This window comes from Paenibacillus glacialis, assembly GCF_001637205.1.
Taxonomy (GTDB): Bacteria; Bacillota; Bacilli; order Paenibacillales; family Paenibacillaceae; genus Paenibacillus_AQ; species Paenibacillus_AQ glacialis.
On the sequence record NZ_LVJH01000025.1, the window covers coordinates 1 to 16,425 of the forward strand.

At 42.7% G+C, this 16,425-nt stretch carries 14 protein-coding genes; 5 read left to right on the top strand and 9 right to left on the bottom strand.

Going from position 1 to position 16,425, the window contains the following annotated elements; all coding sequences use genetic code 11:
- The 8 genes from PGLA_RS13900 to PGLA_RS13935 all read right to left on the bottom strand — a co-directional run.
- Positions 1–209: hypothetical protein (locus PGLA_RS13900; RefSeq protein WP_145939554.1), on the bottom strand; the 209-nt coding region annotated here is incomplete at its 3' end.
- A gap of 98 nt (positions 210–307) precedes the next feature.
- Complete coding sequence (locus tag PGLA_RS13905; RefSeq protein WP_084411086.1) at positions 308–838, bottom strand: VanZ family protein; 531 nt, start codon at positions 836–838, stop codon at positions 308–310.
- A gap of 149 nt (positions 839–987) precedes the next feature.
- Positions 988–2,094, bottom strand: coding sequence for a sensor histidine kinase (locus tag PGLA_RS13910; RefSeq protein WP_068533689.1), 1,107 nt, complete (start codon positions 2,092–2,094; stop codon positions 988–990).
- On the bottom strand, positions 2,087–2,782 hold the full coding sequence (locus PGLA_RS13915; RefSeq protein WP_068533691.1) for a response regulator transcription factor: 696 nt from the start codon (positions 2,780–2,782) through the stop codon (positions 2,087–2,089). The genes PGLA_RS13910 and PGLA_RS13915 overlap by 8 nt, the downstream gene beginning before the upstream one ends.
- A gap of 142 nt (positions 2,783–2,924) precedes the next feature.
- On the bottom strand, positions 2,925–4,235 hold the full coding sequence (locus PGLA_RS13920; RefSeq protein ID WP_068533693.1) for an ABC transporter substrate-binding protein: 1,311 nt from the start codon (positions 4,233–4,235) through the stop codon (positions 2,925–2,927).
- Between the two features lie 42 nt (positions 4,236–4,277).
- Positions 4,278–5,438: an efflux RND transporter periplasmic adaptor subunit gene (locus PGLA_RS13925; RefSeq protein ID WP_068533695.1), complete on the bottom strand. Its 1,161-nt coding sequence runs from the start codon at positions 5,436–5,438 to the stop codon at positions 4,278–4,280.
- Between the two features lie 133 nt (positions 5,439–5,571).
- On the bottom strand, positions 5,572–6,447 hold the full coding sequence (locus PGLA_RS13930; protein ID WP_068533697.1) for a carbohydrate ABC transporter permease: 876 nt from the start codon (positions 6,445–6,447) through the stop codon (positions 5,572–5,574).
- Between the two features lie 16 nt (positions 6,448–6,463).
- Entirely contained in the window at positions 6,464–7,330 is an 867-nt protein-coding gene (locus PGLA_RS13935; RefSeq protein ID WP_068533699.1) for a carbohydrate ABC transporter permease, read from the bottom strand.
- A gap of 484 nt (positions 7,331–7,814) precedes the next feature.
- On the opposite strand from PGLA_RS13935, the gene PGLA_RS13940 reads away from it, so the two are divergent.
- Positions 7,815–8,168, top strand: a complete 354-nt coding sequence (locus PGLA_RS13940) for a hypothetical protein (RefSeq protein ID WP_068533701.1) — start codon at positions 7,815–7,817, stop codon at positions 8,166–8,168.
- Between the two features lie 634 nt (positions 8,169–8,802).
- Positions 8,803–10,515 (top strand): ABC transporter ATP-binding protein, encoded by a 1,713-nt coding sequence (locus PGLA_RS13945; protein ID WP_068534000.1) that lies wholly within the window; start codon positions 8,803–8,805, stop codon positions 10,513–10,515.
- A 104-nt stretch (positions 10,516–10,619) separates the two neighbouring features.
- Here PGLA_RS13945 and PGLA_RS13950 read toward each other — a convergent pair whose 3' ends face one another.
- Positions 10,620–11,174: a hypothetical protein gene (locus tag PGLA_RS13950; protein ID WP_068533703.1), complete on the bottom strand. Its 555-nt coding sequence runs from the start codon at positions 11,172–11,174 to the stop codon at positions 10,620–10,622.
- Between the two features lie 97 nt (positions 11,175–11,271).
- On the opposite strand from PGLA_RS13950, the gene PGLA_RS13955 reads away from it, so the two are divergent.
- The 3 genes from PGLA_RS13955 (at position 11,272) to PGLA_RS13965 (ending at position 16,386) form a co-directional block, all read left to right on the top strand.
- Complete coding sequence (locus tag PGLA_RS13955; RefSeq protein WP_068533705.1) at positions 11,272–12,186, top strand: phosphatidate cytidylyltransferase; 915 nt, start codon at positions 11,272–11,274, stop codon at positions 12,184–12,186.
- Between the two features lie 63 nt (positions 12,187–12,249).
- A complete protein-coding gene (locus tag PGLA_RS13960; RefSeq protein WP_145939560.1) occupies positions 12,250–15,414 on the top strand; it encodes a hybrid sensor histidine kinase/response regulator in 3,165 nt (1,054 codons plus the stop codon).
- Positions 15,415–15,477: 63 nt separating this feature from the next.
- Positions 15,478–16,386, top strand: coding sequence for a Gfo/Idh/MocA family protein (locus tag PGLA_RS13965; RefSeq protein WP_068533709.1), 909 nt, complete (start codon positions 15,478–15,480; stop codon positions 16,384–16,386).
- The last annotated feature ends 39 nt before the right edge of the window (positions 16,387–16,425 follow it).

Genomic DNA, 16,425 nt, shown 5'->3' on the forward strand with positions numbered 1-16,425 from the left:
TGCGCAAGAATGTTGATATCCATCAGCTTCACGCTGACATTGCTCTTCAAAGCTATAGACCCAAGTTTGTCCAGAGTGAATACTGGTGCCGTTGTTGATTTAGCGACGGGTGAAGCTGCCGATGCTGCGTAAGCTCCGTACTCAATAGACTGGCTTAGAACCACTGTGCTGAGCAGCACTACAACATACTTCTTTCTTCGTTTGTGCATGAATTTCCCTCCCTGAATAAAAGTCCTTACATTTTTCCGCATACGATTGATATACTTGTCCCTTTTTTACCATATCCCCCTCCTGGTCACACTCGGGATTATCTACTTGAAGGGGATAATACCAAATCTTCATGGGATTGGGGTTGGTTTCTTATCATGAACAGTCTCAAGGCAACCCAACCAACGATTCCACCGAAAGCGTTCAATATGAGGTCATCCACATCAAATGTGCCAATAAACAAGAGTAGCTGTGTAACTTCGAAACATAAGCTCAAAGAAAGAGAGAGAATGAACACATTTACGAATGATGCGCCTCTTCGTGTGAATAATTTAGGAATGAAGATACCCAGCGGAATAAAGGCCAGGATATTGCCTATTAGGTTCGTAGATGCGAATGGATTCGAGATGGACAAGCTATGAATCCCTTTTAGAATCTCCTTGAACGGCGTATAGTTGCCAGGGCGATCGAAAATACGATTAGGTTCGTGTAACGTGTGCTGAAGTTCATAAAGTAGAAAATGGACGTCAACAGAACCCCACTTAAATAAAATCAGTTTGATTAATGCATACAGATATATAACAAACCCCGCTACCAAAACCATCTTCATCTTAGATATAGTATGTTTCAATAGTTAACCTCCTTCGTTCTTTATGAATTCCTTTTTCACAGTTAATAAAAAAGCCCCGCTTCTTCATCAACTATTTCCTCCATAACACCTCATATAATAAGAATAGAGAAAACTAGTTAAAAAAAAGCAGGACAAATATAAAGTTTTTCTTAAATTATGGATTCTTGCGGCAGTTGAATCTCAAACAGTGTTCGCACCACATTACTCTCGACCGAAATAGTTCCATCATGCTGCTCCACAATATTCTTTGCAATGAACAGTCCCAGACCTGTGCCACCCTCTTGATGCGTTCGTGCCCGATCACTCGTATAATACATATCGAAGAGATGCGGCAATTCCTCTGGAGCGATATGGCCCCCGTAGTTGATGATCTGAATCACCACATGCCCTGAATCAAGATGGCTATTGATATCTACATACAATCCATCCTTCCCGTAACGAGTGGCATTGGTCAATAGATTCTCAAATACACGGACCAACAGTTCTCCATCGCCAGAAATGTAAATGTTAGGTGTAATATTCAATCTGGAAATCAGGTTGTTTTTCTCGAATACAGGATATAATTCCTCATTCAATTGCATCAGAAGCTCGCTGATGTCTATTCGCTTCTTTTCAACGGGCAGCCTGTCATAGTTCATTCTAGTGATCTCGAACAATCCATCGATTAGCTTTTCTAGACCTTGAGATTTGGTGAAGGCAATGGATGTGAAATGTCTGTGTTGCTCCTCTGTCAAATCATCATCCTTAAGAATTAAATCTAAATAACCCAATACAGAAGTAAGTGGCGTGCGTAAATCATGAGCTAAATTTACGACCAACTGATCCTTACTGTTCTCTACAAAATTCCCTCTTTCCACCGCCCCTTGCAGTTTTTCACTCGCCAGATTAATATCCTCCGCAATGATACTGAACTCATCATTCGAGGAAATATGTACATGACTCTTAAATTCACCATTGGCAAGATGACGAATCCCCTTGGAAATTTCATTAAAGTAGGTGACATACGGCTTAGTGAACACAAAGAATAATAATATAGCCAGCGGAATAAAAATAATCAAAAAAAAATAAATATCTCCTATGTTATTCATGAAGCGACGATACTGGTCCATCGGATCTTCTAGGTGAACAGTACGAACAGTGGAATAATACAATTTAAGGATTCTATAAATCCCATAAGTGATAATACCGGACAGAAGCATACTTAACCCCAGCAGCAGAATCATTTTTGTCTGAAAGCTTCGGATTCGCTTATTCATTGATCGTATACCCCACACCCCAAATGGTTTTGATGAATTTATTGTTGCTGATATCTTCTCCAAGCTTCTTCCGCAGGGTGCGGATATGTACCATGACCGTATTGCCTCTTTCATAGTATGCTTCGCCCCACACCTGTTGGAATATACTTTCCACGCTAAAGACTTGCTTTGGATGACTTGCTAACAGATGTAGGATATCAAATTCCTTCGGCGTTAACTCGATAACCTCGCCATATAAGGTAACGGTATGCTGATCAGGGGAAATCGTTAATCCACCGGCTTCCAATACCCCTGTATTCACTGCTGCAGGTTGATTGAACACCTTGAAACGACGCAGTTGAGAATTCACACGAGCCACCAATTCCATAGGATTGAACGGTTTAGTCATATAGTCGTCTGCCCCCATCACCAGTCCTGTGATCTTATCAAGATCCGAGGTCTTGGCACTTAAAAAAATGATCGGCAGATGATTCTTTTCCCGAATTTGACGGGTGACCTCGTAACCATCCAGCTCAGGCATCATAATATCCAAAATGGCCAAATCTATCGATTGCGATTGAATAGCATGAATAGCTGCTTTCCCATCGGATGCTTTGACAATATGATATCCCTCTTTTTGTAAGTGCAAGGCAACCAGATCAGCGATCTCCACCTCATCATCTGCTATCAAAATCGTGATATGCCTCATTCCTATTCCACTCCTAATAAGATGATTAACAATATGTATTTTCTCTTTAGAAATGATTGAACTTGTGAGCGCAAACTTTAGTTCAATCTATATAGCTTTAAAAAAGCAGCCACAGGTGGGCTGCTTTTAGTTCCAATGTTTCCTATTCGTTTAAATAGATTGTCACCTTGTTCTGGATCAGCTTGGCAACTTCCTCTGCGGACTTTTGTCCACTGAAGAAGAATACGGAATCTTCGGATATCATGCGAAGTACCTTAGCATCCGCGTCCTCGGATCGATACGTGCCATGAACTAAATGTTTGAACTGCGTAAATTCTTCATCCGATACCTGGGCCTTTTTGCCGTCCAAGAACTTGTATGTTCCGCTTTTAACTTGTTCCTGAATCTCGTTCAGTTTTTTATCGTCCACAGATGCTAGCAGGGAGAAACCTTCTCTCTCTTGCAGCGATTGTGCCTCGTCAGATAATAGGAAGGAAATGAACTTCCACGCTTCGTCCTTCACCGGGGAATTGGCCCGTATCGCAATTTGGGATAAAGGAAAGATCCGCGTTCCTTCTGATTTCCCTATATGCGGCTGTTGCAGCAGTACCGGATTTTCAAAGTGTGAATATAAGCCGCCGATAAAGTCTACCGACGTTACATTGACGTGAGAAAACAACTGATTGTCCGTTTTCGCTAGCTCCTCAGTCATGACTTTTTCATCAAACATTTTTTTGATATTCTGCATCAGTTCCACGAATTCGGGGGAGTCGAACTTTGCCTTTTTCGCCGTAAGGTCGACGAACTCCGCGTAATTGTCCGCGACCATGCCCGTGAGATGGCTATCCGCCGGGTAATACGCCAAGCCATAAAACTGTTTCTTGCCACCCTTCTCTGCCTGTTGAATGAGCTGCTTCGAGATCTCCTCAAAGGTATTCCAGTTCCAGCTCTTGTCGTCAATCTTCACAGTGGAGTTCTTAATCACGTTCCCGTCTCCTACGAATAAACTCATCCCGAATCCGAGAGGCATGGCATACATACCGCCATTCACCTTCAATAGTTCCAATACGTTCATTTTCAAATCGCTTTTATTCAACGTTTTGTCTTGTTCCATGGAATCATCCATGTCCAGGAGAAGCTTTTTGCTCACGAAATCATCGATAGGCATGCGGCCGGTTATTTCGAAGATATCCGGACCCTTTCCTGATAGCAGCGCTGTATTCGTCGTTTTTGTGTATGTTTCATAATCCTCTGTAGTCTGAATTTGAAGATCAATGTCCGGATACTTTTCTTCAAACTTTTTCTCTGCTGTCTGAAGAAATTGGCTCGGTTGTTGTATAGACAAAGTAACGATTGTTTTCCCCTCTTTGATTACCGGTTTCTCCTTACTTGCCAATTCCTTGCTACCTCCAGAACCGCATGCCGTCGTTGTCATTAAAATACCAACACATATCATCCCTAGCCACTTTTTCATCGTATAAATTCCTCCTATAATTTTTATCGCATACATGCTTAACTATTCCATTCGAATACGATTTCCGTCTTGTAAAGGCTCACTGCTTTCCAGAATAATCAGTTCTTCCTCATAGAGGCTATCCGATTGGATCATCGTTTCTTTGTCATTCGTTTCACTTGTATGAATGAGGACTTTACGGGCAACAAAGACATTGCCTAATGCCCCTCTCTGCTCTTCGATTTTATAAACAAACATGCCGCCACGGTCCTCATGAATAGCCTTATTGGAAATGAGCAATCCCTCTTGCCGTGAACCTTTCTCAAGTTTGATCTTTGCCTGCTCACCCCCTTTCAGTTCAGAGTTAACGACCTTTATGCGAAGAACCTTCTGAGGGATCGTTATGGTCTGGCCCCCCTCTTCACTAGATGAGCTCTCGATACGCGGTTGTTCATTCGCCACTTCCTCAATCGTGCCTTCGATCATACGGGCCTGTTGTTCTTGGACAGTATTTACCTCGACCTCAATCTTCTCTCCGATCGAAATCCCTAAGCTGGACAACACCTTTGAATCAGCAGATATGTCGAATCGATAACCTAGGCTGCTGTTCGAGACAAGAACATCCGGTTCTCCCGCTGATGTTAACCCTTCAACGGCATTCAATTTCGCTATAATACCATCGAAAGGAGCGGTAATATCTTGTTGGCTTGTCAGTTTATCTCTCATCTCGTTAATTTTACGTTCCTGCGTATGTAGATTAAGTTTACCTGTCTCGATCGTACGTCTTGCATTCCGAATCTTGAGTTCGTCCCCTTCCATGCTCGACTGAATGAACTGATCTTGAATATTCTGCTGCTCGATTTGTTGTTTTTCTAAATTGGTTATTTCATCTTCCAATTCTCGTTCGGCAGATTTGCTGTCATAGATGATTAACTTCTGCCCCTTCTTCACACGATCTCCCTCTTTCACGAGAATCTTCTGGACCTTCCAGCCGGCAGCATTCGATAGTTTAGCTTCGGCGAGCGGTTGCAGTATTCCGCTACCTTCGATCGTAAATACAAGACTTCCAGCAGCCGGCTTTTCCGTTCTCACTTTCGGCAAGGTCAGCGACTGTAGCGTGTTGCTGAACAACGTAAAGAAGATTAACAATCCTATAAAAATAATGAACATGATCTGAATGTTTCGTTTGCGCCTACGATCAGCCGGCTCTTTTGCTAACTCCATATCCCGTTCTTCTCCTCCTAAGAACTTTCCGTAGGAAAGTTTACTTCGTAAGCGTTATCCGAACTTTCCATAGGAAAGTTTACTTCGTAAGCGTTATCCGAACTTTCCATAGGAAAGTTTACTTCGCCAAAAGTTACCCCTTGATGCCAGACAATTGAATGCCTTCAATGAAATACGACTCTGCATACAGAAACAACAGCACCATCGGAGACATGTAGAGCATCGATGCAGCGAAAGCAATCCCCTTCTCTTTAATGATCATGGATAAATAAACCGATAGCGGCTGCTTGAACGGATCGTCCAGAAAAATAAGCGGCTGCTCCACCATGTTCCAATAGTCGACAAACAATAAAATAACGAGTGAAGCCAGACCCGGCTTGATCATCGGGATAATAATGGTGTAGAATATCCGCAAATGTCCGGCTCCATCAATCTTGGCCGCTTCGATGTAGGCATATGGAATAGCCAGCATGAACTGCCTGAGCATAAATACACCAAAAGCTGCGAAAATCCCAGGTAATATAATCGCATTCGGACTATTCAGCAGCCCAAGCTTATCCGCCATAATGTAATTCGGCACTAGCGTCACTTGGAATGGCATGAGCATCGTCAAGACATAGACGAGAAACAAGGTATCCCGGCCGCGAAATTGCAGCTTGGAGAACGCGTATGCAGCCAGTGCTGCTACGAGGGTCTGCCCTGCGATGATCGGCACCACCATGAATACCGAATTCCAGAACATCATCAGATATTTTGGGCTACCCACCAAAATCTTGTCATACTGCTTCAAGGACACTTTATCCGGCAGCAATTTTAAATTCACAAAAGGGTTTGCTCTCCCTGCATCCGCCTTGTCTATCTGCCCTATGGGCCCATAATTGATGCCAATTTCCAGTTCTGTCATGAGCGAATTTGTGAAAGTGATTACAATCGGAAATAATAACATGACCGCAATAGCGCCCATGACGACCGTTAACGCAATTTTTTTCAATATTTTAGCAACTGGCACAACCCTTCTCTACCCCCTATTCCATGAACTGCCGATGCCGGCGTTCAATCGCAAACAATCCCATGACGATCAGAAAAATACAACCGAACATCAAGGTCGCCGCCGCAGTCAGCTTCTGAATGTCCAACGACATGAACATATTGTTCATATAGTGCTGCATCATGTATATACTGTCATGCGGATAATCGCCTGCGATCAAATACGTTTCCCGAAATACTTTAAATGAGTTAATGATCGACATGATCACTACAAAGAACATCGTGGATGCTAGATAGACAAGTGTAATACTTCTAAACTGCCGCAAACGCCCTGCCCCTTCAATTTGGGCGGTTTCGTAATAATCCTTCGGGATTTGTTGCAGTCCCGCCAAGAATAATATGACGTTATAGCCGATGTTCTTCCATAAATACACGATAATGACTACATTTCGGGCTGCATCGGTCTTCATCCAATCCACACGTTCGGATCCAAAGTAGCTCAACCAAGCGTTCAGGGAACCGTTCCAATCGAATAGCATCTGCCAGATCAGAATAATCGATGCGACTGGAACGACAAGTGGTAACACAAATGCAGTCCGCAGCCATTTTCGAAAATATATATTTTTATTCAACAGCATCGCCAAACCTAGCGACAGCACAAGCATAAGCGGAACACTAACCGCGCTAAAATAAAACGTATTGGATGCTGCCTGTCTGAAGGAATTGCTCGCAAGCAGCTCGCGATAATTATCCAATCCCACAAATTGGCCGTCTACTGTACTGTCCATAAAAGAGTAGAACACTCCCATGGCGAACGGAATAAGATAGAACAGCGCAAATCCGACACCACTCGGCGCGAGAAACATCAATGCCGCTGATGTATCCTTCCGGATCCATTTCTTCATCGTTGTCTTCATCATCCTTTCAATAACTACTACTTAAGGGTCTAAACCCATTTCTTTGTAAACCCAGAAGCAAAAGTATAACAAGCAAAAAAACCTACTTCTTCATCCTCAGTTTTCTCCTTCATTCATTTAGAATAGGGAAAACTGTTTAAAAAGAAGTAGGGTAATTATTAAATTTTCCTTAAATTTCCTGCTTGGATCTGTACTAGATTCTTTTGCTCAATCATGAATATTAACATTAATTTGTAATTATGGAAAATATGAATCATAATATATCATATACATTCACTCTATTCGATTCAGACCGATATAAACGTTTTAAGGAGGTGGTAAATGGTTAATCACTTCTTTATTATCACCAACCCATCCGCCTATTCAAAACACAATTCTTTATTATGCGTGGTTACCCACATTTGTTCAGAGAAGGTATGCTAACGTTCATTTTTTGCTGTTCAATAACCCCATTCTAAGGAGGAATTTTGTAATGAGAAAATTCAAATTAGGTTTGCTAGTTTTCGTGATGCTATTCACTTTTGCCTCAACAGCGTTCGCCGATCAACGGGAATCAACAGGAACTTATACACACTCAGGTGGCAATCTCCAAGTCAATTATTATGCCTATGATTCACATGTCAGCGGGTTCTTGTCTGTTTATATTTATAAAGAAACGGCGAATGGCGATGTCCTTATTAATTCATTCAATGAAGAAGGCGGCAGACCAGGCCACGATACTCATCAGGGCACCTGGTACCTTGGCAATCAGCCTGCTGGAACGTATAAATACTTTGCCTTCGTTCCAAGCGCATGGATGGGACCTTCAATTTGGTTCAGTAATTGATTTGAAAGGAGATTCGAGTAAGCGACGTTTGCGAACATATTCAGTTTAGGTGAATCCAAGCAACCGGATACTGCCATACGGCTTATTCGGTTGCTTTTGATTTCAAACCACACAAACATACTTCGTCTCAACTATCACTTTTATAATATTAATTTCTGCTATAGTTATTAAAGTGAAGGCAAGGATACGTAAGCTTAGAAAGTCAAAACGTTGGACACAGGAGCAATTAGCTTCAAAAATACTAGTGTACAGAAGCGCATTTTGAAATAGCTGAAAAGTTACTTAAGAGTGGAATAAACATAAATATAGACAAGCCCATTCCTTCTTTGCTTTTTCCTTTAAATGCATCTATGGCATGTTGCCAAGTGAGTATAGAAAAGCCCTTAAATCAGACAAGTTATCACAGTTTAGTCCGACCACTTTTCCAATCTCAGCTTCCCGAACATTTGAACAACGAGATTAGGCAGTAACTAAGTCTATTTCTATGGCAAGGATAGTTAATTAACAACCGTAATGATATAATCACTGTTCTAAAATATGGAGAATTAGCTGTTTTCATTTCTCTACAAAACAGATAGGATAGATAGAGTTTCATACATACAACTAACAACAGAAGGAAGTGATTTGATTGCCGTTGATTCGACGTTTTTTCGCCTATTATCGTCCTTATAAAGGTCTCTTTATATTGGATTTCACTTGTGCCGTTGTTGCGGGGCTGCTAGAACTAGCATTTCCGCTTGCGGTAAGTAGCTTCATTGATGACTTACTACCTAGCGGTAACTGGTCGCTTATCGTGTGGGCTTGTCTGGCCCTGCTCGCCATCTATGCGCTTAATACCATTCTGAACTATGTTGTCACGTATTGGGGGCATATGCTGGGTATCAATATTGAGACAGATATGCGCCGCAAGATGTTTGGACATATACAGAAGCTCTCCTTCCGATTCTTTGACAATCATAAGACGGGCCATCTGATGGGAAGGATCACGAACGATCTAAATGATATTGGCGAGTTAGCCCATCACGGTCCTGAGGATGTATTCATTGCGGTGATGACGTTGATCGGTTCGTTCTCATTGATGGCCTACATCAATCTGGAGCTTGCTCTAATTACCTTTATCATCGTTCCAATCATGGCCTGGCTCGTTATCTTCTTCGGTAGAAAAATGACTTCAACGTACAGAAATCTGTTCGGAGAAGTGGGCAACTTTAATGCTCGCATTGAGGATAATGTAGGCGGAATTCGCGTAGTACAATCATTTGCTAACGAACGCCACGAAGAGAAACTATTCGCAGTTGATAATCAGAACTATCGTACAACGAAGCTGTTAGCTTATAAAACGATGGCTAAAAGTATGTCCATCAGTTACATGATGATGCGCCTTATTACGATATTCGTTATGGTCTGTGGGGCATGGTTCTTCATCGAGGGTAGGCTTGATCTAGGCGAATTCATGGCCTTCATCCTGTTATCTAATATCTTCTTCCGTCCAATTGAGAAGATTAATGCCGTGATCGAGAGTTACCCTAAAGGAATTGCCGGGTTTAAACGTTATCTTGAAGTTATCGATACAGAACCCGATATCGCTGACAGTCCTGATGCGATTACAGTAGACAGTGTGAAAGGCAATATTCATTTCGACCATATCACCTTCGGCTATGAAATCGGTAGACCCATCTTGAGTCAAATTGATCTGACGATTCAGGCCGGAGAGACCATTGCATTTGTTGGTCCATCGGGTGCAGGAAAGACAACAATCTGCAGCCTGCTGCCACGATTCTATGATGTAGACGAGGGTGAAATTACGATTGACGGCATTGACATCCGCAAGTTTAAGCTGGAATCACTGCGTAAGCATATCGGCATTGTTCAACAGGATGTATTTCTGTTCTCCGGTACGATTCGAGAAAATATTGCGTACGGTGATCTGCATGCAACAGAAGAGAAGATATGGGAAGCGGCTCGAAGAGCATCACTAGAGGAACTTATACGTAATCAACCAGATGGTATGGATACGGTCATAGGCGAACGCGGGGTTAAGCTGTCCGGCGGTCAGAAGCAACGCTTATCGATTGCTCGTATGTTTCTGAAGAATCCACCTATCCTTATCCTAGATGAGGCAACCTCTGCACTCGATACCGAGACAGAGTCGGCTATCCAGCAATCACTTGCCGAACTTTCTGTCGGCCGCACGACATTGGTTATTGCCCATCGCTTGTCGACTATCCGTCATGCGGATCGCATCGTCGTCGTGAATGAGCATGGCATAGCCGAACAGGGCAAGCATGATGAACTCGTTGCAACCGATGGAATCTACAGCCGACTGTACCAGCTGCAGCCAAGCTAGAACCTAACCTAAAAAACGGATACCGATATTCCTTCGGCGTCCGTTTTTTAGGTTAGTTGCTTGCGCTCGTTCCTTGTTATAAAAACTCTCGAAAGCCAAAGCAGTCAACACGGAGGTTGCTTCAATTGCTCGTAGTCGCTTAATTTCCCTTCATAGATCAAATGCAGCCGGTCACTGTTCCGGAAATCATCCGGAGTCACAAGTGCTGGAAGCTTATTCCATATTTTAATGCCTGAGCGCTCGAGAATTTCCGCGACGAATTGCGAACAAAAGTAGGAATTGCTGAATTCCACTGGTTCTTTCATTGCGACGCCAATGACGCCCAGAATGTTATAAAGATACTTTTGGTTCTTTTGGATAAAGACTTGCAAGACCCGCTTCATCTTCTCGACTTCACGTTCGGATACTTGAATCTCATAGATCACGCACGTCGTATTTGGATACTTGCTGTACGTGCCCGTCTTAATATCCTCCTTCACGAATCCGCCATTCAGAGGATTGTTCGGGTGCTTCCTTCCAAAGCTATATAACTCCGAAAGTTCGCGATTAAAGGAGATCGAGGCGTGATTGTACGGCGCTTTTGTGTAGGTTTGAATGACTCTCGTAAAAAGGGTTCCGGTATTCGTAAGTAAAATAAAGACTGAGCGATCAGCTTCCATTTAAAAAATTTCCCCTTATCAAGTGTGAGCGTTTCCTTCATAATAACATATGAATCCTTTTATGGAATCCTATCTCATGATAAGTTGGTGACCCGCACTGAACAGTTCACTATTTACGTTAATTCTTATTTTTACCGCTTTATTGACCATCCATTTGATGTATGTGGTAATAAACAAAATACAGCCTGAGAAAGATTATGCGACCATTGGCGTCCGCATCAAGACCTGGTGGGGCATGTTCTTTATTTTTTTCCTGGCCACCCTGTTCAACCCGGTCGTTTCACTGCTGTCCCTCATGGCACTTACCTTTTTCGCGCTGAAAGAATATTTCTCTATGATCAAAACAAGAAAAGCCGACCGCAGGCTCTTTCTGTGGGCGTACCTTGCAATACCTGTACAGTTCTATTGGATTTATATCGAATGGTACGGCATGTTTATTGTCTTTATTCCGCTCTATGTATTCTTGTTCCTGCCGCTCCCGCGATTGATCAACAAAGGAACAGTTGGTTTTTTGCGCAGCGTTAGCTCGACCCAATGGGGACTTATGCTGATGGTTTTCGGGCTTAGTCACTTGGCTTACTTTCAATTTGCTACCCCGCAGTATGGAGCAGGGCTTGTACTGTTTTTAGTGGTATTGACGCAGCTTAATGATGTTGTACACCATCTGGCATCGATATACATCGGTAAGCGAAAAATAGTCCCAACGGCCAATCCGAATTTGACATGGGAAGGATTCGCATGCGCGTTTGTCGTAACAACAGGCGTGTCATATCTGATCTCCCCCTACCTGACACCACTTAACCCGACATTCGGGCTCGTTTCCGGCATGCTTATCAGCTTGAGTGGATTCTTCGGCAGCTTAACCGTCTCCGTCTTAAAGCGAGATTTGTTAATAGGCGATGACGATAAATTCGATGCTCTGAAAAAAAGCTACTTAAGCCGGGTCGATAGCTTAACCTACACCTCGCCAGTCTTTTTCCACTTGATCCGTTATTTTTTTGATTTTATGTAGCAGCACAAGGGCTAAAGTAAAAGAGGGAATTGCGCAATATATGTCGAATTTCTTTATATTATGATGAACCGAATAAAAAATAAAACCGCCTTAAAATATATAACTATCATTCTATTATTCCTTAGCATTCTCCTCGGTCTGCGATGGGTTTGGTCCGAAATTTTTAATACTTCGGAACCCCCTCGTGCTGTCAATGGTGTACTCGATATACGCGGCTTGGACTTAAATAATTCTCCTACACTCCCGTTAAACGGCGGATGGCAGTTCTACCCTGGTCAATTATTGTCTCATCAGGATGTGCAGTTAGCGGAGAATCAATCCGGTTATATTCAGGTTCCTGGAGACTGGGGTAGCGTGCTAACGAAAGAAGGGGATTCCTCGATTGGGTACGGAACATATCGGTTACGAATTCTAGTCGATCCGCTGAAGCGGCCTGTTTCATTGTGGTTGAATGGGATACAGGCCTCTTCTTCCGTGGAAACAAATGGACTGACTGAGGGAGATATCGGCAAACCTGCCACAAATGCTATGGAGTATAGAGCCAAGAATATCTCTTATACAGCCTCCTACTTTGTAGAAGGTGCGCAAGAAATTGAGTTACTTATTCGAGTAGCTAACTTCGACGATCCTTATAACGGTGGTATCCTTCGCTCCATTCGCTTTGGTTCTCAAGCAGCGATCGACTACGTACGTTGGTATTCCATCGGGTTTCAACTGGCTACTTTTATTGTTTTGCTGCTCCACACCTTGTATGCTTGTATTCTCTACTGGTTTAATCCTCATGAACGGACTTTGTTCCATGTCTGTATGTTAACACTAACTGCCGGAATTTCGATTATGGCCGGTCATGATAACCTGCTCTTGCTATGGTTGCCGCTCAACTATACATGGGCGCTGAAGATCAGGCTGCTCTGCCTCCTTTGGCATTCCTTTTTTATTCTTCTTCTTTTCAGAAGATTCTCTTCGGCTCCTCCTAAGAGCGTATGGTTGCGAGCATTCACCGCGGTGCTCATTTCTTATTCAGGATTTCTGCTGACTGCGAGCGCTATATGGGTGAATGGAACGGTTGCACTAGGGATATTTACCTTTTTCTATTTATTACCCTTTGTCTGGTTGGTTTATATAATAGGAACAATGATCTTCAGGAAGCAAGCCGACAATGACGGCGTCTTCTTGCTACTATCCGCAGCAGGCGTTATGTCTAGTCTTGTCTGGAGCTTATGGAATTCTCACACTGCCGTTTACTATCCAATAGATATCATTGCAGCCATTATTGGTTTTTCTACCTACTGGTTTAAAAAATACTTCCGAAATTCTAAAGAAAACACCAAGCTAAACGAGCAGTTAAAAAAATCCGACAAGCTGAAAGACCAATTCCTCGCCAATACTTCTCATGAACTGAGAACGCCTCTGCATGGCATTATCAATATTGCCCAGACCGTTGTGACGAAAGAGAAAGAGACGTTGAATGAGAGCAGCCTTAAAGATATAGAACTGCTTATAACGGTCAGTCGCCGCATGTCTCATATGCTTGGCGATCTTCTTGATGTCGCGCGTCTCAAGGAACACCGCATCATACTGCAGCAAGAGCCTTTACAGATTCAATCGATCATTCCAGGCGTAATCAGCATGCTCAAATTTATGATTGAAGGTAAGCCTATCCATCTAAATATAGATATCGCAGAATCGATGCCGCCGGTAATGGCCGATGAGAAAAGACTCGTGCAAATTTTGTATAACCTATTGCATAATGCCCTCAAATACACAGAGGAAGGAACCATCTCGATTTCCGTCGAGACGCGAGATGGAAATGCCGTTATCCATATCTCCGACACGGGGATCGGCATGAATGCGAAGACGCAGGCACGTGTGTTTCTTCCCTATGAACAAGGGTCTTATGGAATAAGCGACGGGAGAGGAATCGGACTCGGTTTAAGCATATGTAAGCAGTTGGTAGAATTGCACGGTGGTGCATTGACCGTTCGCTCCGAACTAGGTAAGGGCTCCGTCTTTAGTTTTGATCTGCCGTTAGCTAACGGGTCGAATCTCTCGTCGATGCAAAGCTCACTTCAACTCCATCAGATAACGGACGAAACTGAAGATCTCCCCGTTGGATTCATTCTTCCGGACACCGCAACTGGCGAATTAACAACCCACGGACTTATCCCGCCGCTTTTAAATGCCGGAAATATTCATATTCTTGCTGTTGATGACGACCCAGTCAACCTGAATGTGCTTGTTGGAATCCTTTCGTCGGAGCCGTATCACATCACAACAGCTCATTCAGCTCGCGAGGTGTTGGAATTGCTGGGCACGAGGCAGTGGGATCTCCTGATTGCCGATGTCATGATGCCGCACATGTCTGGATATGAGTTAACGCAGAGAGTAAGGGAACATTACTCCGTATCAGAGCTTCCGGTTCTGCTGCTGACCGCACGTAGTCAACCGGCTGATATCTACACCGGATTCTTATCAGGAGCCAACGACTATGTGACGAAGCCTGTGGATGCGCTGGAACTCCAATACCGAATCAGGGCATTAACCACGCTGAAACAATCCATAAATGAACGTTTACGAATAGAAGCCGCCTACCTTCAGGCACAAATTCATCCTCATTTTCTATTCAACACGCTTAATTCAATTATGGCACTTAGTGATATAGACACGGTCAAGATGCGGAATCTGGGCGATGCCTTTGCATCCTTTTTACGGATCAGCTTCGATTTCCTCAATACGGGAGAACTGATCGAGCTTGCCCATGAACTGGAACTTGCTGAATCCTATTTGTATATTGAAAAAGTCCGGTTCGGGGACAGGCTATCTATCGTATGGGAAGTTGAACCCAACATCAACTTGCTTCTTCCTCCGCTTTCCATACAGCCGCTGATTGAGAATGCTGTTAAGCACGGCCTCCTTAGTCAGAACAAAGGCGGCACGGTTCATATTCGGATTTCTTGCCAAGACAGCTTCACGCTTATTGAAGTAAAAGATGATGGCAAAGGCATGGAACAAGAACAGGTTATTCAACTGTTGAGTCCAACATTGAAGGGAAAAGGTGGTATTGGGCTTTCCAATACGAATCGACGATTGACACAATTATACGGTCAAGGCTTGTCTATTGTCAGTAAGCCCAATGAAGGAACAACGGTTTCATTTGTCATTTCTGACCAAGCAGAGTCTAATACCGTTACCATCGTAGAGAAAACAGATTCCCAGCAACGGGAATAACTTGCTTAATCGTCTTTCTGTCCAAATTTTTTGCTTCAGAAATAGTAGTGGGGGTGGATTATAATGAAAATTGGAGTCATTGGATTGGGTGATATCTCCCAAAAAGCCTACTTACCTGTTCTTTCTGAAAAGGAAGGTATAGAACTGGTACTTTGTACAAGAAATGCAGACACTCTAAATAGCTTATCAAAAAAGTATGGAATTCAGGAAAAGGTTCAGACCGTAGATGAACTGATAACAAAGAATATCGATGCAGCATTTGTGTGTACTGCTACAGAGGCGCATTTTGAAATAGCTGAAAAATTACTTAGAAGTGGTATACACACCTACATAGACAAGCCCATATCTATGAATCTTCATGAAACGCAAACAATTGTGAGACTCGCTAAAGAGAACGGAAAGATAGCCATGGTCGGTTTTAACAGAAGATTTACACCCAGAGTGAAAGAGCTTAAGGAACATGGAAAAGCTAACTTAATTATCATACAAAAAAACAGATTTTCAGCTCCGGATTATTTAAGAAGATTTATTGTACAGGATTTTATACATGTTGTAGATACGCTTCGGTTTTTAATGGATACCAAGGTCAAGGATGTAAAGGTAGAGTACCTTAGAAAAGGAGAGATTCTTGATCATGTAGTCATCATGCTCATTGGAGAAGGGTGTACTGCTATAGGGATTATGAATAAAAATAGCGGTGTTACAGAGGAAATCATCGAGTATACAACTGGAAATCATAAATATGTAGTAGACAGTCTTGTTGAGACAACTCACTTTCATAATAAAGAAATCAGTATAACGAAATTCGATGATTGGGATCCAACGCTGTATAAACGCGGATTCTACCAAATCGTAGATCATTTCATTGATTGCGTTCAAAATAACGCCATACCCGATCCGTCTATTGATGATTCACTACTCACTCATGAAATTTGCGAAAGAATAGTTAAGTATATTGATTCTGATGTTTAAAAGAGAACCCTATTTCCTATCGAATAAAGAAAGACGACA

Coding starts and splice junctions, on each gene's coding strand:
- PGLA_RS13910 (WP_068533689.1), bottom strand. CDS start 2,094: ATGAATAAGCGAATCCGAAGCTTTCAGACAAAAATGATTCTGCTGCTG.
- PGLA_RS13915 (WP_068533691.1), bottom strand. CDS start 2,782: ATGAGGCATATCACGATTTTGATAGCAGATGATGAGGTGGAGATCGCT.
- PGLA_RS13920 (WP_068533693.1), bottom strand. CDS start 4,235: ATGAAAAAGTGGCTAGGGATGATATGTGTTGGTATTTTAATGACAACG.
- PGLA_RS13925 (WP_068533695.1), bottom strand. CDS start 5,438: ATGGAGTTAGCAAAAGAGCCGGCTGATCGTAGGCGCAAACGAAACATT.
- PGLA_RS13935 (WP_068533699.1), bottom strand. CDS start 7,330: ATGAAGAAATGGATCCGGAAGGATACATCAGCGGCATTGATGTTTCTC.
- PGLA_RS13940 (WP_068533701.1), top strand. CDS start 7,815: ATGAGAAAATTCAAATTAGGTTTGCTAGTTTTCGTGATGCTATTCACT.
- PGLA_RS13950 (WP_068533703.1), bottom strand. CDS start 11,174: ATGGAAGCTGATCGCTCAGTCTTTATTTTACTTACGAATACCGGAACC.
- PGLA_RS13960 (WP_145939560.1), top strand. CDS start 12,250: ATGAACCGAATAAAAAATAAAACCGCCTTAAAATATATAACTATCATT.
- PGLA_RS13965 (WP_068533709.1), top strand. CDS start 15,478: ATGAAAATTGGAGTCATTGGATTGGGTGATATCTCCCAAAAAGCCTAC.